Raw genomic sequence first — 26,535 nt, forward strand, 5'->3', positions numbered from 1 at the left:
GTTCAGCCGCCCAGCAGACGATGAATGCGCGTCAGACCGGCAGCCAGACGATCCACTTCCTCTTCACTGTTATAGAAGGTGAAGGAGGCACGGCACATCGCCGGAACATTGTAGTGCTGCATCAGCGGCATCGCACAGTGATGTCCGGTGCGAATCGCAATACCATATTGATCCAGGAAGCTGCCGACGTCGTAGGCGTGATGTTTACCCAGATTAAAGGCAATCACACCGGCACGTGACTGCGGGCCGTAAATCTGAATATCGGGTACGGTGCCCAGCTTATCGAGCGCGTAGTTCATCAGTGCAGTTTCACGCTGATGAATGGTGTCCAGCCCCAGCGCCTGTACATAGTCCAGTGCCGCACCAAAGCCGATGATACCGCCGGTATTCGGCGTACCCGCTTCAAAACGCCACGGCGCACTGTTCCAGGTGGTGCCGGTGGGCAGCATGACCTGACCAATCATCGAACCGCCGCCTTCCCACGGTGGCATCTCATCCAGCAGCGCTTTGCGGCCGTAAAGAATACCCACGCCGTTCGGGCCATAGAGTTTATGGCTGGAGAATACATAGAAGTCGCAGCCGATATCCTGCATGTCGACCTTGTCATGCATCACCGCCTGTGCGCCATCCACCAGTGTGACGACGCCAGCGGCTTTGGCCTGGGCAACAATCGCTTTAACCGGGTTAACGGTGCCGAGTACGTTTGAAACGTGCGTGACGGCCAGTAACCGGGTGCGGCTGTCAATCAGACCCGCCAGATGCTCCAGCGCCAGCTCACCATTGTCATTTAATGGCAGCACGCGCACTTCTGCACCCGTACGCTGTGCCAGCATTTGCCAGGGAACGATATTGGCGTGATGCTCCATCTCGGTGATGATCAGGTTGTCGCCCGCCTGGAGGTTACTGCTACCCCAGGTGTTCGCCACCAGATTGATACCTTCGGTGGTGCCTTTGACAAAGACGATCTCTTCCTGCGACTGCGCATTGATGAAACGGGCAGCCTGTTCGCGCACATTCTCCATGTCGCTGGTTGCCTGCTGGCTCAGCGTATGAATGCCGCGATGCACGGCCGCATAGCCATGCTGGTAGAAATGACTCTCGGCGTTAATCACCGAGAGTGGACGCTGTGCGCTGGCTGCACTGTCAAGATAGGCCAGCGGATGACCGTTGACCTCACGCTTCAGGATAGGAAAATCAGCCCTGATGCGTTCGAGATCGAAGTTCATCATACGTCGCCTCCGGGAAAGCGTTCAGCAATACGCTGCAGCACGGCCTGACGCATCACACTGTTTTCCAGCGTTTCTGTCAGTTCTGCGGCAAATGCATGAATGATCATGGTCTGCGCCGCATCCTGTTCAATACCGCGCGAACGCAGGTAGAACATCTGCTCATCATCGATGCGACCAATGGTGGCACCGTGACTGCATTTCACGTCATCCGCATAAATTTCCAGCTGCGGTTTGGTATCGACTTCAGAGAGTTTGCCCAGCAACAGGTTGTTGTTGGTCATCTGCCCGTCAGTTTTCAGCGCATGCTGAGCCACTTTGATGTGACCATTAAACACCGCGCGGCCTTTATCACGCACGATGGTTTTATGCATCTGGCGGCTCATACAGTGGCCTTTATTGTGCTCCAGGTAGGTGCGGGTGTCCGCCACTTCCTGTTTCACCGGCAGCACCAGGCTGTTAATCGCCAGCGTGGTATTTTCGCCGTTCAGCTGCGTACTGGTGTTGTGACGCGACAGGCCGGCACCCAGCAGGAAGCTGGTGCTGCTGACCTGGCCATCGTTACCAATAACCAGATCGTTGTGCGCGAAGTGGTAGCTGGCACTGCTTTCAAAGGCCAGCTTAGTGTGGGTCAGCTTTGCATTGTCGCCGACCGCAAAGGTAAAGCGCGTGCCAGTGAAATGGGCGCGCTCATCCAGGGAAACGTAGTGCTCAATGACTTCCGCTTCTGCACTCTCTTCAAGCTGCAGATGATGACGATAGTGAACCGTATTCATGCCCGTCTGCTGGCCGCTGGTGATATGCAGCAGGTAGATCGGACGCGCAGCGGATTTACCGCGTGCCAGACGCAGGGTCGTCACCTCTTCCGCCAGACTTTCTGTCAGATGCAGGAAAATTTCCGGCTGAACCGCAGCGGGGAGCGGAGGACGCTCAGCGGCCATGCTGTGCTGAACCTCGAACAGTTCGACGTCGCGGCTGCTGAATTCAGGCTGAAACTGACCGTCAACATACACCAGACGGATCGCATCCAGCGGCAGTGCCAGCGCATCAACCTGTTCAGCGCTCAGGGTCTGAGGCGCATCGGGCAGCACAAATTGCTGAGACAGCAGCGTATCCAGCGGCGTGTACTTCCAGTTTTCATGCTTGCGGGTTGGCAGGCCAACGCGCATCAGTTGCTGCCAGTGCTGCTGAGCCTGCAGAGAACGCACGTCGCCGCGTGATTCAAACAGGTGATGCCACTGTTGCAGCACAGAATCACTCTTCGTCGGTAAGCCAGCCATAACCTTGCTCCTCCAGCTGTTTCACCAGCGAGAAGTCGCCAGATTTCACGATTTTGCCCTGATACAGCACATGAACGAAGTCTGGCTTGATGTAGTCCAGAATACGCTGGTAGTGCGTCACGATGATAAAGGCGCGCTTCTCGTCGCGCAGGCTGTTCACGCCATTCGCAACAATTTTCAGGGCATCAATATCCAGACCGGAGTCGGTCTCATCCAGGATGCAGAGTTCCGGCTCCAGCGCCGCCATCTGCAGAATATCGTTACGCTTCTTCTCACCACCGGAGAAGCCGACGTTAACTGAACGGGTCAGCAAATCTTCCGGCATCTTCAGCAGCTGAATTTTCTCTTCAATGAAGTCCTGGAAATCGAAGCGATCCAGCTCTTCCTGCTGACGATATTTGCGCACCGCGTTGACCGAGGTTTGCAGGAAAAACTGGTTGCTGACGCCCGGAATCTCTACCGGATACTGGAAGGCCATAAAGATACCTTCACCGGCACGCTCTTCAGGCGCCAGTTCCAGCAAATCTTTGCCTTTGAAGGTCACCGAACCGCCCGTGACTTCATAATCTTCGCGGCCTGCCAGCGTAGCCGACAGCGTACTTTTACCTGAGCCGTTCGGGCCCATGATGGCATGCACTTCGCCTGGTTTAATTTCGAGATTCAGGCCACGCAGAATGGCTTTATCTTCAACACTGACCTGCAAATCTTTAATGCTTAACATTCTTATTCCTTCACATTGCTTCCGGCAAGGCGTGTGACGGCATCAGCCCACACTGTGCTCAAGGCTGATGGCTAACAATTTCTGGGCTTCCACGGCAAATTCCAGTGGCAGCTCCGAGAATACGTCTTTACAGAAGCCGTTCACGATCATTGAGATGGCATCTTCTTCACTGATACCGCGTTGCAGACAGTAGAACATCTGATCTTCGCCGATACGTGAGGTAGTAGCTTCATGCTCCAGCTGGGCGGTATTGTTGCGGGTTTCGACATACGGGAAAGTATGCGCACCGCAATCCGGACCGATCAGCATCGAGTCACACTGCGTAAAGTTACGGGCATTGGTGGCGGTTGGCATGATCTTCACCAGCCCGCGATAGGTGTTCTGACTTTTACCGGCCGAGATCCCCTTAGAGATAATGGTCGATTTTGTGTTTTTACCAATGTGGATCATCTTGGTGCCGGTGTCGGCCTGCTGACGACCGCTGGTCAATGCCACTGAATAGAATTCGCCTACCGAGTAGTCCCCGCGCAGAATGCAGCTCGGATACTTCCAGGTGATAGCAGAACCGGTTTCAGACTGCGTCCAGGACATTTTGCTGTGGTCACCTTCACACAGCGCACGCTTGGTCACGAAGTTAAGGATACCGCCCTCACCTTCGCCGCCAGGGAACCAGTTCTGAACAGTCGAATATTTCACTTCAGCATTTTTATGGATAATCACTTCCACCACGGCCGCGTGCAGCTGGTAAGTATCACGTACTGGCGCGGAACAGCCTTCAATGTAGCTGACGTAGCTGTCTTCATCGGCAATGAGGATGGTGCGCTCGAACTGACCGGTTTTCGCCGCGTTAATACGGAAATAGGTCGACAGCTCCATCGGGCAACGCACCCCTTTCGGGATGTAGACGAAGGTGCCGTCTGAGGCGACCGCTGAGTTCAGCGCAGCAAAGAAGTTATCATTCGCCGGAACCACCGTGCCGAGGTACTGCTTCACCAGCTCAGGATGTTCCTGAATGGCTTCGCCGAATGAACAGAAGATAATCCCCTGCTCCGCCAGCTTGCCACGATAGGTGGTCGCGACCGACACGGAGTCGAAAATGGCGTCAACCGCCACTTCACGGCCTTCACGTACCGGTACACCCAGCTGATTAAACGCATTTTCCACTTCCTGCGTCAGATAGTCGCTGGCTGGCGCGCTGCCTGAAGCCTGCATGGCACCCGGCTCGGAAGCACAGCTGTCATCGCAGTTGCCGCAGGAGGGCGCGGAGTAGTAGCTGTAATCCTGGTAGTCGAGTTTTTCGTAGTGGGCTTTCAGCCAGTGTGGCTCTTCCATTTCAAGCCAGGCACGAAAAGCCTTTAGACGAAACTCCAGCATCCACTCTGGCTCGTTACGCTTGGCCGAGATCGCCCTCACCACATCTTCATTGATGCCGTTGGCAAATTCTTCGGTCTGCAGTTGGGTAAAGAAGCCCTCTTTATAGTTGAGCTTGCCTTCCCAGATTTGTACATCGTCAGATGTTTCGCTGTGTCGTGACATATTTCACTTACTCGACGCCAAAGCTTTCACCGCACCCGCAGGCGTGCTGAGCTTTAGGGTTATTGAATTTAAAAATCTGATTCAGGCCTTCGCGAACGTAATCCAGCTCGGTGCCATCAACGAATGGCATCGCCTGAAGCGGCACAAACAGCGTTGCGCCGTGGAATGAGAACTGCAAATCGTCTTCGACAGGCTCTTTAACCAGATCCATGACGTAGCCAAACCCGGCGCAACCGGATTGTTTCACGCCAAGCCGCAGACCCTTGACTTCAGGATCCTGAGCCGCCAGATTGAGAATTTGTTGTGCTGCGGTTTCAGTCAGCGTCAACCCTTTCCAGACAAAATCGTCGGGTGAGAAAGAGTCTGTATTAACGGATGCCATGTTGATACCTCTTGAGTCCGGACCTTTTCAGGCTATCCCCCTATGGTAGTGATCTGTACAATCACTTCAACCTCTTGTTTTGCAGGGATAATCATCTAGTGCTGTTTTATCTGCTTATTTATTAAGCATAGCTGCTCCCGCTCACCCTGCGGTAAGAGAATCAGCGTCAATAAGCGGGTGATAACCTATTAATAAATCACTCTTTTTAAAAAAACCATTTTTGATCAAAGTGCTTATTGATAGGTTACGCCTTTCTTTGATGTAAACAGATTGTTATTTCCGATTATACCGACAGGCAGGATAAATCGATAAATTTTTCTGCCCACCCGTTGCAATCACGGCCGGGATGAATATGATAATTATTATCATTAACATTCAGGGCGACGCGATGACCCTTTCTGTCTCAGCCTGGCTGCAGCATAAAATCGACGAATACCAGTTTTCGATGCGGGATATCACCGTCGACTTTTATATGGCACAGGCAAAACTTGACCGGGCCGACTGCACGATCCATCAGCTACGTCAGTTCAATGATGCCTGTCAGGATATGGCAGAAATCTGCCAGATGAACGGTGACGATCAGAGTTACCTGCACGCCATGGGTAAACTGCATCACCGACTGCTGCAGGAGATGGGAAACAACGATCGCGATCGCCTGTTTCGCCTTCAGGCTTATCAACTGGCGCGATTGTCCCTGACCCGACTCTGCCATCAACTGGCCATGGTCGGAGAATGGAACAAAGCCACCGTGCTGCAAAGTGACTTTATGCGTCACGCAGGCTGGATATTCTAATCCAGCCACGGCGTGACGTCGCGCACAATTTTTTTACATTATCTCTAACAATGCCTGAAGCGGATGGCGCATGCCATTGCCTTCTACACGCTTGACCTGACTACGGCATGAATAACCCGTGGCCAGGCAGCGCTGACGAGGCAGTCGCTGAAGCTGTGGATGCCAGGAGAGTGCATAGATTCCCAGCGAATTTTCGAGGTTTTTACTTTCGTGGCCGTAGGTGCCCGCCATGCCGCAGCAGCCGACATTGATGTTTTCAAGCTTTGCACCAAACCGGGCAAAGATCCCCTGCCACTCATTCGGTGTGGAGGGCTGCGCGGTCACCTCAGTGCAGTGCGCGAAGAGATACCAGGATTCCCCGCCTGTTGCCTGCACGTCACGTTCTGACAGCGCACGCGCTAACCACTCATGCACCAGCAATACGCTGAAGTCGCCGCGCGACTCACCCAGCGTCTGACGATACTCATCGCGATAGCAGAGCACGGTAGCGGGATCCACACCCACCATAGGCAGTTCCAGTTTTGCTACCCGATTAAGAAAATCGGCGGTGCGAGCTGCCGTGCGTGCAAAACGCTGCAGGAAACCTTTCACATGCTGCGCTTTGCCGTTAGGCAAGAATGGCAGCAGTACCGGACGGTAGCCCAGCTTCTCAATCAGCCTGACAAAATCATTTACCAACTGGGCTTCATAAAAGCTGGTAAACGGATCCTGCACCACCAGCACACAGTTTGCGCGATCGGCAGCTGGCAACGCTTCCAGCTGTTCCAGCGTCATGTTCATGGCGGGATGACCGCTGAGCTGCTGTTTCAGATTTGGCGCCGAGAGCAGAGGCAGATCGACCATGCCGATATGCGTTTTACTTAACTCTTTCACCCAGGGCTGACGCAGGAAGAAATTGAACACCTTCGGCGCTTTCGCCATCAGTGGTGCATAGCTTTCAACCGCCGCCACCAGATGATCGCTGACCGGCCGCAGATAGCGGGTGTGGTAAAGCTGGAGGAAGCGCGAACGGAACGCGGGTACGTCAATTTTGATCGGACACTGGGTCGAGCAGGCCTTACAGGCCAGACAGCCCGACATCGCCTCCTTTACCTCGTGAGAGAAGTCATACTCCCCTTTGCTGGCGTGCCAGCTGTTGCGTGTGCGGGTAATCAAGCCGCGCAGCGACAGCGTGTTTTCCGGCAGCTGCTTTTCCAGTACAAGGGGATCGACACCCTGTTCAGCCAGCAGCCGCAGCCATTCCCGCGTCAGCGTCGCCCGTCCCTTAGGAGAGTGAATGCGGTTGCGGGTAATCTTCATGGAAGGACACATCGGGCTGCGGGCATCAAAGTTAAAACACAACCCGTTGCCGTTACACTCCATCGCCCCACGCCATTCATCCCGCACCGTGACCGGAATCTGCCGATCAAAGGTGCCGCGCTTCACTGCATCCACCTGCATCATCTCGTCGTTGCGGTTAAAGGGCGTGCAGATTTTACCTGGGTTAAGACGGTTTAACGGGTCAAAGGCGGCTTTGATGCGGCGCAGTTCGTTAAACAATGTTTCGCCAAAGAATGCCGGACTATACTGGGCGCGGAAACCTTTGCCATGTTCGCCCCACAGCAGGCCGCCGTAGCGCGCAGTCAGCGCCACCACATCGTCGGAGATCTGCTTCATCATCATCTCCTGCTGCGGATCGCACATATCCAGCGCCGGACGCACGTGCAGGACGCCTGCATCGACGTGACCAAACATGCCGTAACTCAAACCGTGGCTATCCAGCAGGGCGCGAAATTCGACAATATAGTCCGCCAGTTTTTCCGGCGGAACGGCAGTGTCTTCCACAAACGGAATCGGCTTAGCGCGGCCTTTGGCATTCCCCAGCAGACCCACCGCTTTTTTACGCATGTTATAAATGCGCTCAATGCCATCCAGATCGTTACAGAACTGATAGCCAATGACGCCTCCCTGCTGCTGCGCCATCAGCGCGTCAAGGCGGTCGCAAAGTTGTTCAATCTGCTGATCGATCAGCGCTGCGTTGTCACCGGCGAATTCAACAATATTGAGACCCAGCATCGCTTTGTCGGGTACGTCAGTAATTAATTCACTCACCGAGTGCCAGACGATATCTTCACGTGCCAGATTCAGTACTTTAGAGTCAACAGTCTCGACTGAGAGCGCCTGCGCTTCCACCATCAATGGCGCGTTGCGCAGGGCCGAGTCAAAAGAGTCATATTTAATGTTCACCAGCCGCCGCACTTTTGGCAGCGGGGTGATATCGAGTCGCGCTTCGGTGATAAAGGCCAGCGTTCCTTCAGCGCCGCACAACAGGCGTGTCAGGTCAAAGGTCTGCATATCGTCACTGAAAACGTGGCGCAGATCATAGCCGGTCAGGAACCGATTCAGCTTTGGAAACTTTTCCAGAATCAGCGCACGATGCTCGCGGCAACGCGTCAGCACCTGCTGATAGATCCGCCCTTCCGGGGTGGCCGTCTGTGCCAGTGTTTCTGCCAGCGCCGTCGCCATGGGCCGCGTATCAAGCATATCGCCGCCCAGCAACACAGCCCGCAAGCCCAGAACGTGATCCGACGTTTTGCCGTAAACCAGCGAGCCCTGACCAGACGCATCGGTATTGATCATTCCGCCCAGTGTCGCACGGTTACTGGTCGATAATTCTGGCGAGAAGAAAAAGCCAAATGGTTTCAGCCAGGCATTCAGCTGATCTTTAATCACCCCGGCTTCAACCCGAACCCAGCCCTCATCCGTATTAATCTCCAGGATGCGGTTCATGTAGCGCGACATATCCACCACGATCCCCTGATTCAGCGACTGCCCGTTGGTGCCAGTGCCGCCGCCACGTGGGGTAAAGACCAGACTGGCAAAGCGCGCTTCGCCGGCCACGCGGGCGAGCAGTGCAACATCGGCGGTTGAACGTGGAAAGAGCGCCGCGTCGGGCAGCAACTGATAGATGCTGTTATCGGTAGAGAGTGAAAGACGATCGGCATAGCTGGTTGCCATGTCACCGGTAAAACCCTGCTCTTTCAGTGACTCAAGGAACGTCAGCACCAGTTGAACGAGGCCCGGCGCCTGCGAAATCTGTGGGATCATGATTGTCTGACCGAAGGTGTTGTAAACGTTTGCGTTTATACGTTAGCGATTTCTCGTTTTATCATATTTTTCCTGCGTCTGCCCTTTTTTCAGAAAAGGCAAAAACCTTTCACCACGACGCTGTTTAATCCCTGGCAAATAGATCATGATAAAAACGGGCATCCGAATGCCCGAAAATGAAGGATTAAGACGAGGTTATGAGTCAATGATGAAAAGCCAGTACCGGGATATGGATTTACCGCAAATACTCTTCACCCTGATGTTCATTCTGCTGCTGATCGTCGCCTGTTTATGGGTGGTGCAGCCGTTTATTCTGGGCTTTGCCTGGGCCAGCATGGTAGTGATTGCCACCTGGCCATTGATGCTGAAATTCCAGCGACTGTTATGGGGACGCCGTTCACTCGCGGTGATCGTCATGACACTGCTGCTGCTCTTGCTGTTTATTATTCCTATTGCCCTGCTGGTCAGCAGCCTGATCGATAACAGTGCGCCTGTGATTGCCTGGGTGACCCAGGGCCACACGATGCCGAAACTGACGTGGCTCAGGGAAATCCCGATGGTGGGTAAAAAGCTGTATGTCAGTTATGACACGCTGGTGGCGAGTGGCGGTGCCGGCGTGATGGCGAAAATACAGCCTTACATCGGCCGCACCACAGGCTTTTTTGTGGCTCAGGCCGGTCATTTCGGGCGCTTTATGATCCATCTGGGCGTGATGTTACTGTTCAGCGTGCTGCTTTACTGGCGTGGCGAACAGGCTGCCCAGGGCATCCGTCACTTCGCGTTTCGTATGGCGGGACGACGCGGTGATGCTGCGGTGCTGCTGGCGGCACAGTCCATTCGTGCCGTAGCGCTGGGTGTGGTGGTGACGGCGCTGGTGCAGGGTGTGCTGGGCGGCATCGGTCTGGCGATTTCCGGTATTCCTTATGCCACGCTGTTAACGGTACTGATGATCCTCTGCTGCCTGGTACAGCTCGGTCCACTGCTGGTGCTGGTTCCTGCCATCATCTATCTCTACTGGAGCGGCGATACCACCTGGGGCACCGTGCTGCTGGTCTGGAGCTGTGTGGTCGGCACGATGGATAACGTTCTGCGCCCGATGTTAATCCGTATGGGTGCAGACCTGCCGATGATTCTGATCCTCTCAGGCGTGATTGGTGGCCTGTTCGCGTTCGGCATGATTGGTCTGTTTATCGGCCCGGTGGTTCTGGCGGTTTCCTACCGTCTGGTTTCGGTCTGGGTACATGAAGCGCCCGCCCCGGATAAAGACCCGATGGCCTCGGCTGATGCACTGGCCGATCACGAGGGTACCCCACCAGCTGTATAATGCGGTGCAATGGCACTTTGCGCCAATCCCCCTGATGTACATTGATTAGTGCGGTTAATGATGATTAACCGCACCTCTCTTCATCATTCAGATAAATTCTGTTTTTCATTAGCGATTTTTAATAAAAAAGCCATCTTTGACCTAAAAACGACCATTCAGGGCTAAAAAAGATTACTTTCTGCACTGTTTCTTAAGCCAAATGACCAGGTAAAGATGACAAAAGATTATCGGCTTTAAACTAATAAGAGGATTCTTAAAGACGACAGCCAGCCGTATGAATAACATGTTTCCTATGTTCGAAATCAACCTGATGATTTTCAGACAAACTTATTCCCCTGAGTAGAGTAAAGAATTGCTGTGTGTAGTCTTTGCCCATCCCCTGTGATGGGCTTTTTTTTGCCTGAAATAAGCCAGCTATAAATAGAAAAGGCCCGCAATGCGGGCCTTTATGCTTGCTACAACCGGGGATCAGGCGGTTTTATTTAACTGCGCCAGACTCACCCAGGTTTCCACTACGGTATCCGGGTTCAGCGACAGGCTGTCGATGCCCTCTTCCATCAGCCATGCGGCAAAATCCTGATGGTCGGACGGTCCCTGCCCACAGATTCCGACATATTTACCCTGTTTTTTGGCCGCTTTGATCGCCATGGAAAGCAGCGCTTTCACGGCTTCATTACGCTCGTCAAACAGTGCAGAGACAACGCCGGAGTCGCGGTCCAGCCCCAGCGTCAGCTGGGTCATGTCGTTAGATCCAATTGAGAAGCCATCAAAGTGCTGCAGGAACTGATCCGCCAGTAGCGCATTGGACGGAATCTCGCACATCATAATGATTTTCAGTCCGTTTTCGCCGCGCTTCAGTCCCTGACGTGCCAGCTCTTCCACCACCGCCTGCGCCTGATCCACGGTACGGACAAACGGAACCATGATCTCAACGTTCGTAAGGCCCATCTCATTGCGAACACGCTTCACCGCTTCACACTCAAGCGCAAAACAGTCCCGGAAGCTGTCCGCTACGTAGCGGCCGGCCCCACGGAATCCCAGCATCGGGTTTTCTTCTTCAGGCTCGTAGCGCTCACCGCCCACGAGATTGGCATATTCGTTCGTTTTGAAGTCGGAAAGTCGGACAATTACACGTTTCGGTGCAAATGCCGCGCCAAGTGTGGCAATTCCTTCAGTCAGGCGGCCAATGTAAAACTCGACCGGATTATCAAATCCTTTCATCATTTTACGGATCTGCTGCTGCAGTTCCGGTGTCTGTTGATCGAATTCCAGTAGCGCTTTAGGGTGGACGCCAATCATACGGTTAATGATAAATTCCAGACGCGCCAGACCGACACCTTCGTTAGGCAGACAGGCGAAATCAAAGGCACGATCGGGGTTGCCCACATTCATCATAATTTTCAGCGGCAGTTCAGGCAGCGAATCGACCTGAGAACTGGTGACATCAAAATCAAGCAGCTGATCGTAGACGTAGCCGGTGTCGCCCTCAGCACAGGAAACCGTGACCTGATGACCCTCCTTCAAACGATCGGTTGCATCGCCACAGCCAACGACAGCAGGGATACCCAGTTCACGCGCGATGATTGCCGCATGACAGGTTCGTCCGCCACGGTTAGTGACAATCGCTGACGCCTTTTTCATGATCGGTTCCCAGTCCGGATCGGTCATATCCGTCACCAGCACATCACCTTTTTCAATGCGGTGCATTTCGCTGATATCGTGGATGACCTTCACCACGCCTGCGCCAATACGATGACCGATAGCACGGCCTTCCACCACCACGCTGCCCTGACCCTGCAGCGTATAACGTTCCATGACCTGACCATTTGAGCGCACAGTTTCAGGACGCGCCTGAACGATGAACAACTTACCGGTGTGCCCATCTTTGGCCCACTCAATATCCATCGGACGCTGATAATGCTGTTCAATTAAGACAGCCTGTTTAGCCAGGGCCTGCACTTCCTCATCACTTAAGCAAAAACGATCGCGTTCGGCTTCAGGCACATCTTCGATCTGAACCTGCTCGCCATGCGCCTGAGAATCGGCATAGACCATGCGAACCTTTTTCGACCCCATATTGCGGCGCACGATAGCGGGACGATCCGCTGCCAGCGTGGGCTTGTGGACGTAGAATTCGTCCGGGTTAACGGCACCCTGCACCACCATTTCACCCAGTCCCAGCGCAGCAGTAATAAAGACCACCTGATCAAAGCCAGACTCCGTATCAATGGTGAACATCACACCTGAAGAGGCCAGGTCAGAGCGCACCATACGCTGAATACCCGCAGAGAGCGCCACGCCACGGTGATCATAGCCCTGGTGCACGCGGTAAGAGATAGCGCGGTCATTAAACAGCGAAGCAAAGACATGCTTCACCGCCACCATCACGGCGTCGATACCCTGCACATTCAGGAAGGTTTCCTGCTGACCAGCAAAGGAGGCATCGGGCATATCTTCCGCGGTGGCCGAGGAGCGGACAGCAAACGACGCGGCCTCATCATCGGCAGAAAGTTGCTGATAGGCATCCAGAATGGCGGACTCCAGTTCCGGCAGAAAAGGGGTCTCCACCACCCACTGACGAATCTGCTTACCCGCTGATGCCAGCGCATTCACATCATCAATATCGGTCTTGTCCAGCAGCGCGTAAATTCGCTGATTGAGCCCGCTTTGATCAAGAAACAGGTTAAAGGCATAGGATGTCGTCGCGAATCCATTGGGTACAGATACACCCAGCGAAGAGAGATTAGTAATCATTTCACCCAGAGAGGCATTCTTACCGCCTACCCGATCAACATCATGCATACCAAGCTGGTTATACCAGAGCACGAGTGGCTGTTCGCCATTAATGGACATTGCGCTTATCCTTTATCAATTAACAATGAATGGACACAGGGAGTTATCTCTTTTCAGCCTGGCATATCACCCCCTCAATAACGATGTGTTGAATCGTTAAAGCAGAATTTCAGCAACAGTTTCGGAATTGTGAGCGAAATTTTTTGCTGTTGCGCAATGACACTATTTTTCGCTAACTGATTGATGCGGCAGGAAATGACAGATTTTCAGCCATTTAATCCCTCTGTTTTGTTGCGCAACAGTTGCGTGGCTATTTGCAGCGTAATAAGGGTTTAAAGCATCCCGGTGAAGTGAAACCGCGGTTAGTTTTTAATTATCCTGATGAAACAGCAGACAAAAAATCCGGACAGGCATTACAGAAACTAAAATCAGAGATGAATTATTTAAGCGCATGGCTCATGCTAACGGCTCACTCTTGTCTGAGGCTGATTACGTTATGACAACTGACAGAAGCGTTTTTTATATCTCCGATGGTACGGCCATTACGGCTGAAGTACTGGGTCATGCGGTGCTGTCACAATTTCCGGTTAATATCACCAGTCTGACGCTGCCCTTCGTAGAAAATGTCCAGCGTGCGCTGGCGGTTAAAGCCCAGATTAACGCCCTTTATCAGCAGAGCGGTGTGCGGCCACTGGTGTTTTTCTCGATCGTCACCCCGGAAGTGCGCGACATCATCGTGCAGAGCGACGGCTTTTGTCAGGATATCGTGCAGGCGCTGGTGGCACCGCTGCAGCAGGAGCTGGGTTTGTCCCCCGCACCGGTTGCTCACCGTACTCACGGACTGGATGCCAGTAATCTGGGTAAATATGATGCGCGTATTGCGGCGATCGATTATGCACTGGCGCATGATGACGGTATCTCGCTGCGCGGACTCGAGGATGCGCAGGTTATTCTGTTGGGTGTCTCGCGCTGTGGTAAAACCCCCACCAGCCTCTATCTGGCGATGCAATTTGGTGTGCGCGCCGCCAACTACCCGTTCATCGCAGATGACATGGATAACCTCAAACTGCCGCCCGCGCTGCGCGCGCATCAGAATAAACTGTTCGGGCTGACTATCGATCCGGAACGCCTTGCAGCGATACGTCAGGAGCGGGCGGAAAATACCCGTTACGCCTCAATGCGTCAGTGCCGACTGGAAGTGGGCGAAGTAGAAGCGTTGTTTCGCACCCATCAGATCCGCTATCTCAACAGCACCAACTACTCGGTGGAAGAAATTGCCACCAAAATTCTCGACATCATGGGTCTGACGCGCCGCATGTACTGAGAGTGTTATCGATGCTGAGTTGTAAAGCGATGCTGCCGTCGCTTTTGATTTCATTATCAAATCCCGGGTTGAATTCGCAGGCTAATGGTTTATTGTGACCACCATCACTTCCCGGTATTTCACCGCTGCGAAGAACCGTTTTCGAGAAACTCATGAACAAAACCGACGAACTGCGTACCGCACGCATTGGTAGTCTGATTACTCCCGCCAGCCTGGCGGCTGACCATCCCGTTTCCCCGGCCATTGCCGACAATGTCACGGCTGCCCGTAAACGTATAGCCCGTATTCTGACCGGTGAAGATCCCCGCCTGCTGGTGGTGATTGGCCCCTGCTCACTGCACGACCCGAAAGCGGCTCTGGAGTATGCAGAGCGTCTTAACGCATTGCGCAGCCGCTATGACGATCGGCTGGAAATTGTGATGCGCGCCTACTTCGAGAAGCCGCGCACCGTGGTGGGCTGGAAAGGCTTAATCTCTGATCCGAACCTGGATGGCAGCTACGATGTAAACCGGGGCATTGGTATCGCCCGCAAACTGCTGATTGATATCAACGCGCTGGGATTGCCTACCGCCACAGAGTTCCTGGATATGGTGATCGGCCAGTTTATTGCCGACCTGATCAGCTGGGGAGCGATTGGCGCACGCACCACCGAAAGCCAGATCCACCGAGAAATGGCGTCGGCCCTCTCCTGCCCGGTCGGCTTTAAAAACGGCACCGACGGTAACGTTCAGATTGCCGTGGATGCGATTCGCGCCGCACGCGCCAGCCATATGTTCCTGTCGCCGGACAAGCTGGGACAGATGACGATCTATCAGACCAGCGGCAACCCGCATGGACATGTGATCCTGCGTGGTGGCAAGCAGCCTAACTATCATGCCAGTGATGTCGCTGCCGCGGCGGAGAGTCTGTCTGCCTTTAATCTGCCAGAGCAGCTGGTAATCGACTTCAGTCACGGCAACTGCCTGAAGCAGCATCGTCGTCAGATGGATGTGGCGGCAGAGGTAGCGGAGCAGATTAAAGCAGGATCGCGGGCTGTTGCCGGTGTGATGATTGAGAGCTTCCTGGAAGAGGGTAATCAGAAAGTGGTGAGCGGCGAACCGCTGGTTTACGGCAAGTCGATTACCGATCCCTGCCTCGGCTGGCAGGAGAGCGAAAAAGTGCTCGCCCTGCTGGCCGAGGCGGTTTCTCATCGCCTCTGATTTTCAGTTAGCTGGAGCAGCTCACCTCTAACGTTTTGCCCCAGTCTGGCGGCCGCTGACGATATTCAGCGGCCGTCTTATCGCTAAAGGGCTGCTGTAACGCCTGATGCAGGCGTGCCAGCGCACCCTGCTCGCCCCGCTCCGCCTCTTCAATCGCCTGCTGTGCCAGATAGTTGCGCAGAATCACCGCCGGATTAGCGGCCTTCATCACTGCCTGACGTTCCGTATCACTGACCTGCTCGTCCATCAGACGGCTGCGATAGCGCTGATACCAGCCATCAAACGCCTCACGATCGATAAACTCATCGCGCAACGGTGAGCGGCTTTCAGCCTGTTGAGTCTCACTTAGCAGCCGGAACGTCAGCGTGTAATCGCTGTGCTCCTGGGTCATCAGGGCCAGCAGATCGGTCAGAATCTCATTATCGTTGCTCTGCTGTGTCAACAGACCGAGCTTCGCACGCATCCGCTCGCCCCAGACCCGCATCAGTTCAGGTTCATAGGCGCTCAGTGCCGTCCGCAACTGCTCCGTGGTCAGCAGACCCGAAAGCGCGTGCGCCAGCCGGTTAAGATTCCACAGGCCAATCATCGGCTGATTTTCAAAGCTGTAGCGACCCTGATAGTCGCTGTGATTGCAGATGAAGTCAGGCTGATAATCATCCAGAAAACCAAAGGGGCCATAGTCGATGGTCAGGCCAAGAATCGACATGTTGTCGGTGTTCATCACCCCATGCGCAAAGCCCACGCTCTGCCACAGGGCAATCAGCCGCGCGGTACGTAACACAATGTCGGTAAACCATTGCTGATAGCGGTCCGCTTCCGCTTCCAGATGCGGCCAGTGATGACGAATCGCGTAGTCGGCCAGCTGCTGCACTTTCTCCTGCTGCTGACTATAAAAGAAATGCTCGAAATGCCCGAACCGCAGATGGCTCGGTGAGATACGCATCAGCATTGCGCCACGTTCGGTGGTTTCGCGGTAGACCGGCTCATCGCCTATCGACAGGGTCAATGCTCGCGTGGTGGGAATGCCAAGATGGTGCAGCGCCTCTGAGGCGAGGAACTCTCGCACGCTGGAACGGATGACAGCGCGACCATCCCCCATCCTTGAGTAAGGCGTCAGGCCTGCGCCCTTGAGATGCCAGTCAAGTTTACTGCCATCATCAAGGCGCTGTTCACCCAGCAGAATGCCGCGCCCGTCACCAAGCTGGCCCGCCCAGACGCCAAACTGATGGCCACTGTAGACCTGCGCCAGCGGCTGCATGCCGGGTAACAGGGCTGCGCCGTGCCAGACGTCATGACCGTTACCGGCAAAGAGTTCGGGATCCAGACCCATTGAGGTTGCAAGCGGTGCGTTGTGATACAGCAGGCGTCCGCCAGTCAGCGGTGTGGGGTTTAGCGCGGTGTAACACCCTGTCAGTTCCCGAAACCAGGTGTTGTCAAAAGTGGCCTTACCAGAAGACATTATTTCTCCCATGCGCTGCTCAGCGGTACGTAGATGAGTCCTCTAGTGTAACGCTGATAGCGGGGATTAACAGAGGGTATCAACCAGGATGCTGAGAAGATGGCATACGATCATCGGCGCAGAGCAGTGAACGCAGTGCATCCGATTTTACTACCGGGAAGAGCGCACCCTGGAAGTCGACACCGTTCAGCTGGCTGACTTTATCGAACAACACTTCATCGTCAATGCCACAAATAATGAGTCGGTCACAATGGGCGCGAAAATTATCGATAATGCTCTGAATAAACGGCACGAATGACGCGCGTTTTGCCAGCGAATGAATAAACTCTTTATCCAGACAGATACAACTGAATAAATTATCGTAGACTGCATTAGAGGGTGTCTTACCCGCGCCGAAATGTGAAAGTGCTAAATTAAATTCAGCGTGCAGGTCAGCCAGTAAGGGATTATTTTTGCCCAGTTTCAGTTGCGGAAACGTTTCAGTGATATTCAACAGAATGAACGGCAGCTGCTTTATTTTCCGCATAACTAATTCACTGGCCAGCAGTGTCCGGGCCATCCCTTCATCAATACGGATAAATGCTGACACAGAATGCGCTTCAAATAACGCGCGATTCTGCTCCAGCAATCCAATCTGACTTTGCAGAAGGCGCAGCTGCTGCGACTCATCAAGCTGCGGCAGCAACAGATCCTGCGGCAGAGTGATGGGAGCACTTTCATGCACCAACTGCGTTACCAGCTCGACAGCGGTCAACCGTCCGTGAACATCACAGACAGGATAGAACCAGATTTCCGACTGATAGTCGGCCGAGAGATGAATTTTCATTTTGATGCCAGAATAAGCGGCGATGGAGATATCGTATAGTAATGGTTGGGTACAGGCAATAGTGCCAAATCATTGAAGAGACGGACTTCTTTGCCCTTCCACCGCCGTTTGACAACAGGCAGTCACGCTTAAGCCAAATAATAGCGATAAAATACCGCTTATTAGTGGAATTAAAAAAGCATTTATTCTGGTTATTAAAACCCACAGTCAATAACTGTCATTTAAAATAAAGCTTTTACTCTCTGTTGCGGCTCTATTTAAAATTGGACTTAAGTCAGATTTGGCGAACGGCGTTTAAATACGGCGCGCCTGCCAGAACACTTTCCGCCAGTAGACATTGTCGAGCGAAGAGCGGACTACGCCCTGGCTGGTTGACGCGTGGATGAAGGCATTATCGGTGTCATAAATACCCACATGCAGGCCATTTTCGCCACGTCCGGTTTTGAAAAAGACCAGATCGCCTGGCAGCAGTTCATCTTTACTGATTCGGGTGCCGATATCGCTTTGGGCTGAGGTGGTGCGCGGCAGCTGTAGCGAAAATTTGTCGCGGAAGGTCAGATAGACAAAGCCAGAGCAGTCAACGCCATTACGACTCATGCCGCCATAGCGATAAGGCGTGCCACGCCAGTGACCGAGCTGATCGTTCAGTTCCGCTATCACAGTGATCGAATCGGAAAGACGGCCATTAATCGGCGGAGCGTGATGACTGCATCCCGTCAGCAGCAGAACTAAAATCAGCAAACCCAGGCGCATCGCCAAATGTCCTTATCAGAAGTTACAACCGGCTTAATGTAGCGGTAAAGCCCGCCATGTAGCAAGTGTCAGGGCAGGACGGTCAGTAGCGTGCGTCCTTCGAGTTGAATCTGCCGGAAAGTTATCTGGTAAAGCGGAGTCAGGCGCTGCGGCGTCAGGACCTTTGCCGGTTCGCCCTGCGCAACCACCTGTCCCCTGTTCATCAGCCAGACCCGATCGGCGTGTTGCAGGCTATGGTTGAGGTCGTGACTACTGGCGATAACGCTGATACCTGCCGCGCACAGCGCCGCAATCAGATCGTCTGCCGCTTTCTGCTGGCCGATATCCAGCGCCGTCATTGGCTCATCGAGAATTAACAATCGCCCGTGGGGATTGATGAGAGGATCAATCTGCGCGCAGACTGCCGCCAGCCTGACGCGCTGCCATTCACCGCCGGAGAGTCTGGTCAGGGAACGGGTTAATTTATCCTGCAGCTGCAGCTGTTGCAGCAGCGTACTGAGCCGGACATCGGAGTGCGACCCCGCCGGCTTCAGATGCAGACGTAAATAGTGCCAGACCGGCATCTGGCTCAGCGGCGCCTGCTGCTGGGGCAGCCAGCCCCGAACCCTGGAGAGTGCCGCGCCGTTCCAGTCACGCAGTGGCTTTTCATCCAGCAGCACCCTCCCTGAGGCGGGTTGCAGACCCGCCATCACACTCAGTAAGGTGCTTTTACCTGCGCCATTCGGGCCTGCCACGTGCAGCAGCTGACCGGCGGCAAGCTCACCGTTCATTGTCAGCAGCCGCCCGGGAACAGCAGCCTGATGCAGGCGTAACAGCATCTATTTTGCCAGCGCCTGCTTAATGGTTTCCAGAATGATTGGATCTTCCGGCGTCATATCAGGTGCAAAACGCTGGATCACGCTGCCGTCACGGCCAATCAGGAATTTTTCGAAATTCCACAGAATGTCGCCCTGCGCTTTCGGCGCGCGGCCTTTACTCTCCATACGCTCGTAAAAGCCGCTGCCTTCCGGACGCACCGCATCAGGACGGGCCGCGATCATCTGCGCATAAAGTGGATGACGACCTTCGCCGTTGACCTCGGTTTTGGCAAACATCGGGAACGTGACGCCATAGGTCGTGCTGCAGAAGGTTTTGATCTCCTCACTGCTGCCCGGCTCCTGCTCCAGAAACTGATTGCAGGGGAAACCGAGTACGCTGAAGCCCTGATCCTTCCAGGCTTTCTGCAGGCTTTCCAGCTCTTCATATTGCGGCGTCAGACCACATTTAGAGGCCACATTGACCACCAGCAGAACCTTGCCCTGCCACTGTGACAGCGTGGTTTTTTCCCCATCGAGCGTAACCAGTTCAGTCTCATAAATGTTCATGCTATTTCCTTTGTGGATGCTGTTGTGGATCCAGAATAACCAGCCGAAGCTAGCGCGAAGATTTCACCAGTAAAATAATAAACAGCGGCGCGCCCAGTGTCGCGGTCACGACACCTATCGGCAATTCCGCCGAGGTCAGCGCCAGACGTGCCACGATATCGGCGGCCAGAAGCACCGCCGCGCCCGCCAGCGCCGAGGCCGGCAGCAGATAACGGTGATCGCTGATACCGCTCAGGCGCAGGAGATGCGGGATGACCAGCCCGACAAAACCAATGGCACCGGCCATCGCGACGCTGATACCCACCAGCCATCCCATCGCCAGCACCAGCAGGTTACGCCAGTAAAAGAGGGACAGTCCGAGCTGACGGGCGGATGTCTCGCCCAGCGCCAGCAGATTGAGGATTGGCCCGGTCGCTCCCAGGGCCAGCATCACCGGCAGCAGCGCCAGCATCATCCAGCCATAGCGCCAGTCAATCCCGCTGAATCCCCCCATCATCCAGTACATCAACTGACGCAGATCGAGACTGGTGCTGAAGTAGACCGCCCAGGTCATGATGGCGCTGCAAATAATCCCCAGCGCCACACCGGTCAGCAACAGCCGGGTGACCGAAAGCTGACGATGCGCAAAATGCAGCAGAATCAGCGTAATAATCAACGCACCGGCCATCGCCGCCAACCCGAGGCTCCACAGCGAGCCGCTGCCCAGCAGCACGCCGAGCACCAGGCCAATACCGGCGCCGTTCGAGACGCCAAGGAGGCCAGGCTCTGCCAGCGGATTGGTAAACAGCGCCTGCATCACCACACCGCATATCGCCAGAGACGCCCCCACCAGCACCACCGCCAGGCTGCGGGGCAACCGCAACTGCCAGACAAAGAGTCTGCCGCTCTCGGTGAACCACGCTGCGGGCGCGATCCAGCTGTCTCCGGCACAGAGGCTGAGACAGAGCAGTGCACAGAGCGTAAGAGCCAGCGCAATCAGCCATTTCTGGCCGCGCTGGTCGGACTGGCGCGCGAACGTGTCGAGCAGAGACATAAGCAGGATTAGCTGAGAAAACAGTGATTTGATTGTAGAGAGATTGCAGAAAAAAGAAAGGCTGATGAGGCGGTTTGCGCAGGCCTGACGTGGCGATTAACGGCGCGGGGAGCGGTGATGTTGTGTGCCGGAACCATGAAAAAAGGCCGCTTTCGCGGCCTTTTTGAAACGCTGAAATTCAGTCAGTCTCTTTGGGTGTAGCGTTCTCTACGCGGCTTTTCAGCTTCTGTCCTGGGCGGAACGTTACTACGCGACGCGCAGTAATCGGAATATCTTCACCCGTTTTCGGGTTTCTGCCAGGACGCTGGTTTTTGTCACGCAGGTCGAAATTACCAAACCCAGACAGTTTAACCTGTTCTCCATTTTCCAAAGCGCGGCGAACCTCTTCGAAAAACAGCTCCACTAACTCTTTGGCATCGCGTTTGCTTAACCCGAGTTTCTCAAACAGGTACTCTGACATCTCAGCTTTTGTAAGCGCCATAGGTTCAATCCCTCAAGGTTGCCTGGAATCGCTCTTTTAATGCCGCAACGCATTTGCCAACGGTCGCGGCAATCTCCTCTTCTTCGAGTGTCCGGCTGGTATCCTGCAAAATCAGGCTGATTCCGAGGCTCTTGTAGCCCTCAGAAACGCCCTTACCGCGGTACACGTCAAACAAGTTTACGCCAACTACCTGATTTACGCCAACTTTCTTACACTCTGCGATGATATCTGCTGCAGGGACGTTTTCAGCCACCACAACAGCAATATCACGACGGTTCGCCGGGAAGCGAGAAATCTCGCGCGCGTCAGGCAGGACGCGGTCTGCGACCTTATTCCAAAGCAGTTCAAAGACTAAGGTGCGGCCATTAAGATCAAGCTTACGTTCCAGCTCAGGATGAACCACGCCGATAAAACCGATATGTTCATCATGCAAATAAATCGCCGCGCTCTGTCCTGGATGCAACGCCGGATTCACTTCAGCACGGAAGCTGATGTTATCCAGTTTGCCGGTTAAATCGAGCAGCGACTCTAAATCGCCTTTCAAATCATAGAAGTCAACGGTCTGACGCGCCAGATCCCAGTGCTCTTCAACGCGGTTGCCACTGATCACGCCAGCCAGCATAAGATCCTGACGGATACCTAAATCCGCCTGGGTATCGGGTACAAAACGTAAGCCGCTCTCGAACAGGCGTACGCGACTCTGCTGACGGTTCTGGTTGTAAACCACTGCACTGAGCAGGCCAGTCCAGAGTGACAGACGCATCGTCGACATGTCGCTGGAGATCGGGCTTGGCAGTAGCAGCGCCTCTTCACCCGGATGAAGCAGCTGCTGGATTTTTGGATCAACGAAGCTGTAGGTAATCGCTTCCTGATAACCTTTATCCACCAGCATGTTTTTAGCGCGTTTCAGCGACAGGTTCGCTTCGCGGTGCTGGGTCATTACCAGCCCGGCCTGTACTGGCACATCCGGAATGTTGTTGTAGCCGTAAATACGCGCCACTTCTTCGACCAGATCTTCTTCGATCGCCATATCGAAGCGCCAGCTCGGGGCCACAGCCTGCCACTGCCCTTCACCCACAGTGACTTCACAGCCCAGGCGGGTAAGGATGTCAGTGACCTGATCATCCGCAATGACGTGACCAATCAGACGGTCCAGTTTTTCACGGCGCAGGGTGATTGTCGCCGGTACAGGCAGGGCTGTCTGATGGGTCTGATCGATGACTGGGCCCGCTTCACCGCCGCAGATTGACAGCAGCAGCTCGGTCGCACGCTCCAGCGCGGTGTGTTGCAGCGCCGGGTCAACGCCACGCTCGTAGCGATGTGACGCGTCGGTATGCAGACCGTGACGACGTGCGCGACCGGTGATAGAAAGCGGGTCAAAGTATGCGCACTCGAACAGGATGTTTTGCGTTTCGCCGTTCACACCTGAATGTTCGCCACCAAAAATACCGGCCATGGCCAGCGCTTTCTGGTGATCGGCGATCACTAAGGTATCACTTTGCAGACTGGCTTCAGTGCCATCCAGCAGTGTCAGCTTTTCGCCCTCTTTCGCCATGCGCACCACGATACCGCCGTCAATGCGGTCGAGGTCGAAGGCGTGCATCGGCTGACCCAGTTCCAGCAGAACGTAGTTAGTGATGTCTACAACCGGATCGATTGAGCGAATGCCGCAGCGACGCAGCTTCTCTTTCATCCACAGTGGCGTCGCCGCCGCAACGTTAATCCCTTTCACTACGCGGCCCAGATAGCGCGGACAGGCTTCTGTTGCGTCAACCTGGATCGGGAATGTCTCGTTGAGCGTAGCCGTGACCGGCTGCATCTGCGGCTTGTTCAGCGGTAAACCGTTCAGCACAGCGACATCACGGGCGATACCGATCAGACCCAGGCAGTCGGCGCGGTTAGGCGTGACGCTGATTTCGATGGTGTTGTCATCCAGCTGCAGGTATGTGCGGATGTCGGTGCCAATGGGCGCATCGGCAGGCAGTTCGATAATGCCGTTGTGGTCGTCGGAAATGCCCAGCTCGGAGAACGAGCAGAGCATACCTTCAGACGGCTCGCCACGCAGTTTGGCCGCTTTGATTTTGAAATCACCTGGCAGCACGGCACCCACGGTCGCGACGGCGACTTTCAGTCCCTGACGGCAGTTCGGCGCGCCACAGACGATATCCAGCAGACGCTCGCCGCCCACATTGATTTTGGTCACACGCAGCTTGTCGGCATTGGGGTGCTGACCGCACTCCACCACTTCACCGACCACGACGCCATGAAACGCACCCGCAACCGGCTCAACGCCGTCCACTTCCAGGCCAGCCATGGTGATTTGTTCAGACAACGCAGCGCTGTCCAGGGCTGGATTTACCCATTCGCGTAACCAGAGTTCACTGAATTTCATTGGATATCCTGCCCTTACTTAAATTGTTTGAGGAAACGTAAATCATTTTCGAAGAAAGCACGCAGATCGGTCACGCCGTAGCGCAACATGGTCAGACGCTCCATGCCCATACCAAAGGCGAAGCCGGAATAGACTTCCGGATCGATGCCGACATTACGCAGCACATTTGGATGTACCATGCCGCAACCCAGCACTTCGAGCCATTTACCGTTTTTACCCATCACGTCCACTTCTGCGGACGGCTCAGTAAACGGGAAATAAGAAGGACGGAAACGGATCTGCAAATCTTCTTCGAAGAAGTTATTCAGGAAATCGTGCAGCGTCCCTTTCAGATTGGTAAAGCTGATGTTTTTATCAACAATCAGCCCTTCCATCTGATGGAACATCGGCGTATGCGTCTGATCGTAATCGTTACGGTAGACGCGGCCTGGCGCGATAATGCGGATTGGCGGCTGCTGCGCCTGCATAGTACGGATCTGCACACCAGAGGTCTGGGTGCGCAGCAGGCGGGTAGCGTCGAACCAGAAGGTATCATGATCGGCACGCGCCGGATGATGGGCAGGAATATTCAGCGCATCGAAGTTATGATAATCATCTTCAATTTCTGGTCCGGTCACGACAGCAAAGCCTAACTCACCGAAGAAAGTCTCAATGCGATCCATGGTGCGGGTCACCGGATGCAGACCGCCATTCTCAATACGACGGCCCGGCAGAGAAACATCAATGGTCTCTTCCGCAAGACGGGCGTTCAGCACTGCGGATTCCAGCGCATCTTTGCGTGCATTGAGACGCTCGGTGACCTGCTGTTTCGCTTCGTTGATAACAGCGCCCGCTGCAGGACGCTCTTCGGCTGGCAGCTCGCGTAATGTGGTCATCTGCAGTGTCAGATGTCCTTTCTTACCCAGGTATTCGACGCGCACCGCGTCAAGGGCGGCGATATCCGTCGCCCCGTCGATGGCCGCCGTGGCGCTGGCCACCAGTTCTGCGAGTTGGAACATAATTTCCTCTTTTTCCAGTCAGGCTGGTCAGTTCTCGTTGGGACCTGCCGGTCCAATATGCTAGCGCCAGAAACAAAAAAGCCTCCACGAGGGAGGCTTTCAGCGCGATTTTTCGTTTCTTCTCTTATGCGCAAAAGCCCCCGAATGTCAGGCGCTAAAGTAAAAAAAGAAACGGAAAATAGCAGCATTCATGCTTGCGGTTACCTTGTGATGCTATACAGGGGTACTATTGAAATGCTCAGCGACTAAAATGTCAATCATTTGCGTAAGTTACAGGCAATAAAAAAGGGAGCAAGCTCCCTTTTCCATCTGACTTACGCCAGGGCTGATTTCGCTTTTTCGACCAGTGCAGAGAATGCCACTTTGTCGAATACAGCGATGTCGGCCAGGATCTTACGGTCAATCTCAATGGCTGCTTTCTTCAGACCATTGATGAAACGGCTGTATGACATGCCGTTCTGACGTGCCGCTGCGTTAATACGCGCGATCCACAGCTGACGGAACTGACGCTTACGCTGACGACGGTCACGGTAAGCATACTGACCAGCTTTGATAACAGCCTGGAAAGCAACACGGTAAACACGTGAACGTGCACCGTAATAGCCTTTAGCTTGTTTTAAGATTTTTTTGTGACGTGCGCGAGCAACTACACCACGTTTTACACGAGCCATTTAGCTCTCCTGTTTAATATTCTGAATTAAAGAAAAAAATTTACTTATGCGTACGGCAGGCAGGCAATAACCAGACCCAGATCGCCTTTAGACACCATGCCTTTCGGACGCAGGTGACGTTTACGCTTAGTAGATTTTTTAGTCAGAATATGACGCAGGTTTGCGTGTTTACGCTTGAAGCCGCCAGAAGCGGTCTTCTTGAAGCGCTTAGCCGCGCCACGTACAGTTTTAATCTTTGGCATTTTAAAAATATCCACTTCGCATTGTTAATAACATGACCCAGACAGGCGAACAGACAATCGCACAACGCAAGCGTTGCGCGATTACTGCTACTTGAAAGCCTACTGTTTCTTCTTAGGAGCGAGCACCATGATCATCTGGCGGCCTTCGATCTTCGAAGGGAAGGATTCGACAATGGCCAAATCCAGATCTTCACACAGGTCTTTACGGACGCGGTTAAGCACTTCCATACCGATCTGCTGGTGCGCCATCTCACGACCGCGGAAACGCAGCGTGATTTTGGCTTTATCGCCATCTTCCAGAAAGCGAATCAGGTTGCGTAGTTTGACCTGATAGTCGCCATCATCGGTTCCAGGACGGAATTTGATTTCCTTGACCTGAATAACTTTCTGCTTCTTCTTCTGTTCCTTAGAAGATTTGCTTTTTTCATAGAGGAACTTGCCGTAATCCATAATACGGCAGACCGGCGGTTCGGCATTCGGGCTGATTTCGACTAAGTCGCCGCCCGCTTCCTCAGCTTTTTCCAAAGCTTCGCGTAATGTGACAATGCCAATCGGCTCGCCATCCATGCCTGTTAAGCGCACTTCAGTTGCGCGAATTTCACTGTTAATCTTGTTCGGACGCGTAGGTAGTACTCGTTTTCCGCCTTTAAT

The 26,535-nt window shown here is 54.1% G+C and carries 24 protein-coding genes, 1 other RNA gene and 1 other annotated feature; of the genes, 5 read left to right on the forward strand and 20 right to left on the reverse strand.

All coding sequences use genetic code 11. The annotated features are described in order from the left end of the window. Nucleotides 1–2: 2 nt before the first annotated feature. From sufS to sufA, 5 genes are read right to left on the reverse strand one after another with little or no spacing between them, the layout of a single operon-like run. The gene (gene sufS, locus NP77_RS12660; RefSeq protein WP_039660498.1) at nt 3–1,226 is read right to left on the reverse strand and encodes a cysteine desulfurase SufS; all 1,224 of its coding nucleotides are present in this window, start codon (nt 1,224–1,226) and stop codon (nt 3–5) included. Next, nucleotides 1,226–2,506, reverse strand: coding sequence for a Fe-S cluster assembly protein SufD (gene sufD / locus NP77_RS12665; protein ID WP_039660351.1), 1,281 nt, complete (start codon nt 2,504–2,506; stop codon nt 1,226–1,228). Before sufD ends, sufS begins: the two co-directional genes overlap by 1 nt. Further along, nucleotides 2,481–3,227 (reverse strand): Fe-S cluster assembly ATPase SufC, encoded by a 747-nt coding sequence (gene sufC / locus NP77_RS12670; protein WP_003853225.1) that lies wholly within the window; start codon nt 3,225–3,227, stop codon nt 2,481–2,483. Before sufC ends, sufD begins: the two co-directional genes overlap by 26 nt. Before the next feature lie 42 nt (nt 3,228–3,269). Further along, on the reverse strand, nt 3,270–4,763 hold the full coding sequence (gene sufB / locus NP77_RS12675) for a Fe-S cluster assembly protein SufB (protein ID WP_003853227.1): 1,494 nt from the start codon (nt 4,761–4,763) through the stop codon (nt 3,270–3,272). Between the two features lie 7 nt (nt 4,764–4,770). Then, the gene (sufA, locus tag NP77_RS12680) at nt 4,771–5,145 is read right to left on the reverse strand and encodes a Fe-S cluster assembly scaffold SufA (RefSeq protein WP_003853229.1); all 375 of its coding nucleotides are present in this window, start codon (nt 5,143–5,145) and stop codon (nt 4,771–4,773) included. Nucleotides 5,146–5,533: 388 nt separating this feature from the next. Between sufA and NP77_RS12685 the strand changes: the two genes are divergently transcribed. Further along, nucleotides 5,534–5,938: a hypothetical protein gene (locus NP77_RS12685; RefSeq protein ID WP_033743294.1), complete on the forward strand. Its 405-nt coding sequence runs from the start codon at nt 5,534–5,536 to the stop codon at nt 5,936–5,938. 33 nt (nt 5,939–5,971) lie between these two features. On the opposite strand, the gene NP77_RS12690 is transcribed toward NP77_RS12685, so the two are convergent. Beyond that, nucleotides 5,972–9,025 carry an FAD-binding and (Fe-S)-binding domain-containing protein gene (locus NP77_RS12690; protein WP_039660353.1) on the reverse strand — a complete coding sequence of 1,018 codons (3,054 nt, stop codon included), beginning with the start codon at nt 9,023–9,025 and terminating at the stop codon, nt 5,972–5,974. Between the two features lie 205 nt (nt 9,026–9,230). Between NP77_RS12690 and ydiK the strand changes: the two genes are divergently transcribed. Together ydiK and rprA are read left to right on the forward strand one after the other, a co-directional pair. Beyond that, on the forward strand, nt 9,231–10,349 hold the full coding sequence (ydiK, locus tag NP77_RS12695; RefSeq protein ID WP_003853236.1) for an AI-2E family transporter YdiK: 1,119 nt from the start codon (nt 9,231–9,233) through the stop codon (nt 10,347–10,349). 292 nt (nt 10,350–10,641) lie between these two features. Then, an RNA gene (gene rprA / locus NP77_RS22990) (antisense sRNA RprA) lies at nt 10,642–10,749 on the forward strand. A gap of 68 nt (nt 10,750–10,817) precedes the next feature. On the opposite strand, the gene ppsA is transcribed toward rprA, so the two are convergent. Further along, nucleotides 10,818–13,202 (reverse strand): phosphoenolpyruvate synthase, encoded by a 2,385-nt coding sequence (gene ppsA, locus NP77_RS12700; RefSeq protein ID WP_039660356.1) that lies wholly within the window; start codon nt 13,200–13,202, stop codon nt 10,818–10,820. A 436-nt stretch (nt 13,203–13,638) separates the two neighbouring features. On the opposite strand from ppsA, the gene NP77_RS12705 reads away from it, so the two are divergent. Together NP77_RS12705 and NP77_RS12710 are read left to right on the forward strand one after the other, a co-directional pair. Beyond that, nucleotides 13,639–14,466 carry a pyruvate, water dikinase regulatory protein gene (locus NP77_RS12705; RefSeq protein WP_003853242.1) on the forward strand — a complete coding sequence of 276 codons (828 nt, stop codon included), beginning with the start codon at nt 13,639–13,641 and terminating at the stop codon, nt 14,464–14,466. Nucleotides 14,467–14,618: 152 nt separating this feature from the next. Continuing rightward, on the forward strand, nt 14,619–15,665 hold the full coding sequence (locus NP77_RS12710; RefSeq protein WP_039660358.1) for a 3-deoxy-7-phosphoheptulonate synthase: 1,047 nt from the start codon (nt 14,619–14,621) through the stop codon (nt 15,663–15,665). Nucleotides 15,666–15,672: 7 nt separating this feature from the next. On the opposite strand, the gene NP77_RS12715 is transcribed toward NP77_RS12710, so the two are convergent. From NP77_RS12715 to infC, 13 genes are all read right to left on the reverse strand, one after another. Then, nucleotides 15,673–17,124 carry a protein adenylyltransferase SelO gene (locus tag NP77_RS12715; RefSeq protein WP_039660360.1) on the reverse strand — a complete coding sequence of 484 codons (1,452 nt, stop codon included), beginning with the start codon at nt 17,122–17,124 and terminating at the stop codon, nt 15,673–15,675. A gap of 79 nt (nt 17,125–17,203) precedes the next feature. Beyond that, a complete protein-coding gene (locus NP77_RS12720; protein WP_003853250.1) occupies nt 17,204–17,950 on the reverse strand; it encodes an EAL domain-containing protein in 747 nt (248 codons plus the stop codon). Nucleotides 17,951–18,244: 294 nt separating this feature from the next. Next, the gene (locus tag NP77_RS12725) at nt 18,245–18,703 is read right to left on the reverse strand and encodes a C40 family peptidase (protein WP_003853251.1); all 459 of its coding nucleotides are present in this window, start codon (nt 18,701–18,703) and stop codon (nt 18,245–18,247) included. A 68-nt stretch (nt 18,704–18,771) separates the two neighbouring features. Continuing rightward, nucleotides 18,772–19,521, reverse strand: a complete 750-nt coding sequence (gene btuD, locus NP77_RS12730; RefSeq protein WP_039660363.1) for a vitamin B12 ABC transporter ATP-binding protein BtuD — start codon at nt 19,519–19,521, stop codon at nt 18,772–18,774. Then, entirely contained in the window at nt 19,522–20,067 is a 546-nt protein-coding gene (locus NP77_RS12735; RefSeq protein ID WP_039660366.1) for a glutathione peroxidase, read from the reverse strand. A 49-nt stretch (nt 20,068–20,116) separates the two neighbouring features. Beyond that, nucleotides 20,117–21,100 carry a vitamin B12 ABC transporter permease BtuC gene (gene btuC / locus NP77_RS12740; RefSeq protein WP_039660368.1) on the reverse strand — a complete coding sequence of 328 codons (984 nt, stop codon included), beginning with the start codon at nt 21,098–21,100 and terminating at the stop codon, nt 20,117–20,119. A 178-nt stretch (nt 21,101–21,278) separates the two neighbouring features. After that, nucleotides 21,279–21,581: an integration host factor subunit alpha gene (gene ihfA / locus NP77_RS12745; RefSeq protein WP_003853259.1), complete on the reverse strand. Its 303-nt coding sequence runs from the start codon at nt 21,579–21,581 to the stop codon at nt 21,279–21,281. A gap of 4 nt (nt 21,582–21,585) precedes the next feature. Continuing rightward, nucleotides 21,586–23,973 carry a phenylalanine--tRNA ligase subunit beta gene (pheT, locus tag NP77_RS12750; protein WP_039660371.1) on the reverse strand — a complete coding sequence of 796 codons (2,388 nt, stop codon included), beginning with the start codon at nt 23,971–23,973 and terminating at the stop codon, nt 21,586–21,588. A gap of 14 nt (nt 23,974–23,987) precedes the next feature. Continuing rightward, nucleotides 23,988–24,971 carry a phenylalanine--tRNA ligase subunit alpha gene (pheS, locus tag NP77_RS12755; RefSeq protein ID WP_039660373.1) on the reverse strand — a complete coding sequence of 328 codons (984 nt, stop codon included), beginning with the start codon at nt 24,969–24,971 and terminating at the stop codon, nt 23,988–23,990. A gap of 71 nt (nt 24,972–25,042) precedes the next feature. After that, nucleotides 25,043–25,168, reverse strand: a sequence feature (Phe leader region). Next, on the reverse strand, nt 25,119–25,163 hold the full coding sequence (gene pheM / locus NP77_RS23455) for a pheST operon leader peptide PheM (RefSeq protein WP_106120997.1): 45 nt from the start codon (nt 25,161–25,163) through the stop codon (nt 25,119–25,121). It overlaps the preceding feature by 45 nt. Before the next feature lie 117 nt (nt 25,169–25,285). After that, nucleotides 25,286–25,642 (reverse strand): 50S ribosomal protein L20, encoded by a 357-nt coding sequence (rplT, locus tag NP77_RS12760; protein ID WP_003853267.1) that lies wholly within the window; start codon nt 25,640–25,642, stop codon nt 25,286–25,288. 44 nt (nt 25,643–25,686) lie between these two features. Further along, nucleotides 25,687–25,884, reverse strand: a complete 198-nt coding sequence (gene rpmI / locus NP77_RS12765; protein ID WP_004157374.1) for a 50S ribosomal protein L35 — start codon at nt 25,882–25,884, stop codon at nt 25,687–25,689. A 99-nt stretch (nt 25,885–25,983) separates the two neighbouring features. After that, nucleotides 25,984–26,535 (reverse strand): translation initiation factor IF-3, encoded by a 552-nt coding sequence (gene infC / locus NP77_RS12770; protein ID WP_033732471.1) that lies wholly within the window; start codon nt 26,533–26,535, stop codon nt 25,984–25,986.

Origin of the sequence: Pantoea sp. MBLJ3 (assembly GCF_000816655.1) — a bacterium.
Taxonomy (GTDB): Bacteria; Pseudomonadota; Gammaproteobacteria; order Enterobacterales; family Enterobacteriaceae; genus Pantoea; species Pantoea eucalypti.

Bases quoted from the DNA above. Each gene is read 5' to 3' on its own strand.
- sufS (WP_039660498.1), bottom strand. From the start codon at position 1,226: ATGAACTTCGATCTCGAACGCATCAGGGCTGATTTTCCTATCCTGAAG.
- sufD (WP_039660351.1), bottom strand. From the start codon at position 2,506: ATGGCTGGCTTACCGACGAAGAGTGATTCTGTGCTGCAACAGTGGCAT.
- sufC (WP_003853225.1), bottom strand. From the start codon at position 3,227: ATGTTAAGCATTAAAGATTTGCAGGTCAGTGTTGAAGATAAAGCCATT.
- sufB (WP_003853227.1), bottom strand. From the start codon at position 4,763: ATGTCACGACACAGCGAAACATCTGACGATGTACAAATCTGGGAAGGC.
- sufA (WP_003853229.1), bottom strand. From the start codon at position 5,145: ATGGCATCCGTTAATACAGACTCTTTCTCACCCGACGATTTTGTCTGG.
- NP77_RS12685 (WP_033743294.1), top strand. From the start codon at position 5,534: ATGACCCTTTCTGTCTCAGCCTGGCTGCAGCATAAAATCGACGAATAC.
- NP77_RS12690 (WP_039660353.1), bottom strand. From the start codon at position 9,025: ATGATCCCACAGATTTCGCAGGCGCCGGGCCTCGTTCAACTGGTGCTG.
- ydiK (WP_003853236.1), top strand. From the start codon at position 9,231: ATGATGAAAAGCCAGTACCGGGATATGGATTTACCGCAAATACTCTTC.
- ppsA (WP_039660356.1), bottom strand. From the start codon at position 13,202: ATGTCCATTAATGGCGAACAGCCACTCGTGCTCTGGTATAACCAGCTT.
- NP77_RS12705 (WP_003853242.1), top strand. From the start codon at position 13,639: ATGACAACTGACAGAAGCGTTTTTTATATCTCCGATGGTACGGCCATT.
- NP77_RS12710 (WP_039660358.1), top strand. From the start codon at position 14,619: ATGAACAAAACCGACGAACTGCGTACCGCACGCATTGGTAGTCTGATT.
- NP77_RS12715 (WP_039660360.1), bottom strand. From the start codon at position 17,124: ATGTCTTCTGGTAAGGCCACTTTTGACAACACCTGGTTTCGGGAACTG.
- NP77_RS12720 (WP_003853250.1), bottom strand. From the start codon at position 17,950: ATGAAAATTCATCTCTCGGCCGACTATCAGTCGGAAATCTGGTTCTAT.
- NP77_RS12725 (WP_003853251.1), bottom strand. From the start codon at position 18,703: ATGCGCCTGGGTTTGCTGATTTTAGTTCTGCTGCTGACGGGATGCAGT.
- btuD (WP_039660363.1), bottom strand. From the start codon at position 19,521: ATGCTGTTACGCCTGCATCAGGCTGCTGTTCCCGGGCGGCTGCTGACA.
- NP77_RS12735 (WP_039660366.1), bottom strand. From the start codon at position 20,067: ATGAACATTTATGAGACTGAACTGGTTACGCTCGATGGGGAAAAAACC.
- btuC (WP_039660368.1), bottom strand. From the start codon at position 21,100: ATGTCTCTGCTCGACACGTTCGCGCGCCAGTCCGACCAGCGCGGCCAG.
- ihfA (WP_003853259.1), bottom strand. From the start codon at position 21,581: ATGGCGCTTACAAAAGCTGAGATGTCAGAGTACCTGTTTGAGAAACTC.
- pheT (WP_039660371.1), bottom strand. From the start codon at position 23,973: ATGAAATTCAGTGAACTCTGGTTACGCGAATGGGTAAATCCAGCCCTG.
- pheS (WP_039660373.1), bottom strand. From the start codon at position 24,971: ATGTTCCAACTCGCAGAACTGGTGGCCAGCGCCACGGCGGCCATCGAC.
- rplT (WP_003853267.1), bottom strand. From the start codon at position 25,642: ATGGCTCGTGTAAAACGTGGTGTAGTTGCTCGCGCACGTCACAAAAAA.
- rpmI (WP_004157374.1), bottom strand. From the start codon at position 25,884: ATGCCAAAGATTAAAACTGTACGTGGCGCGGCTAAGCGCTTCAAGAAG.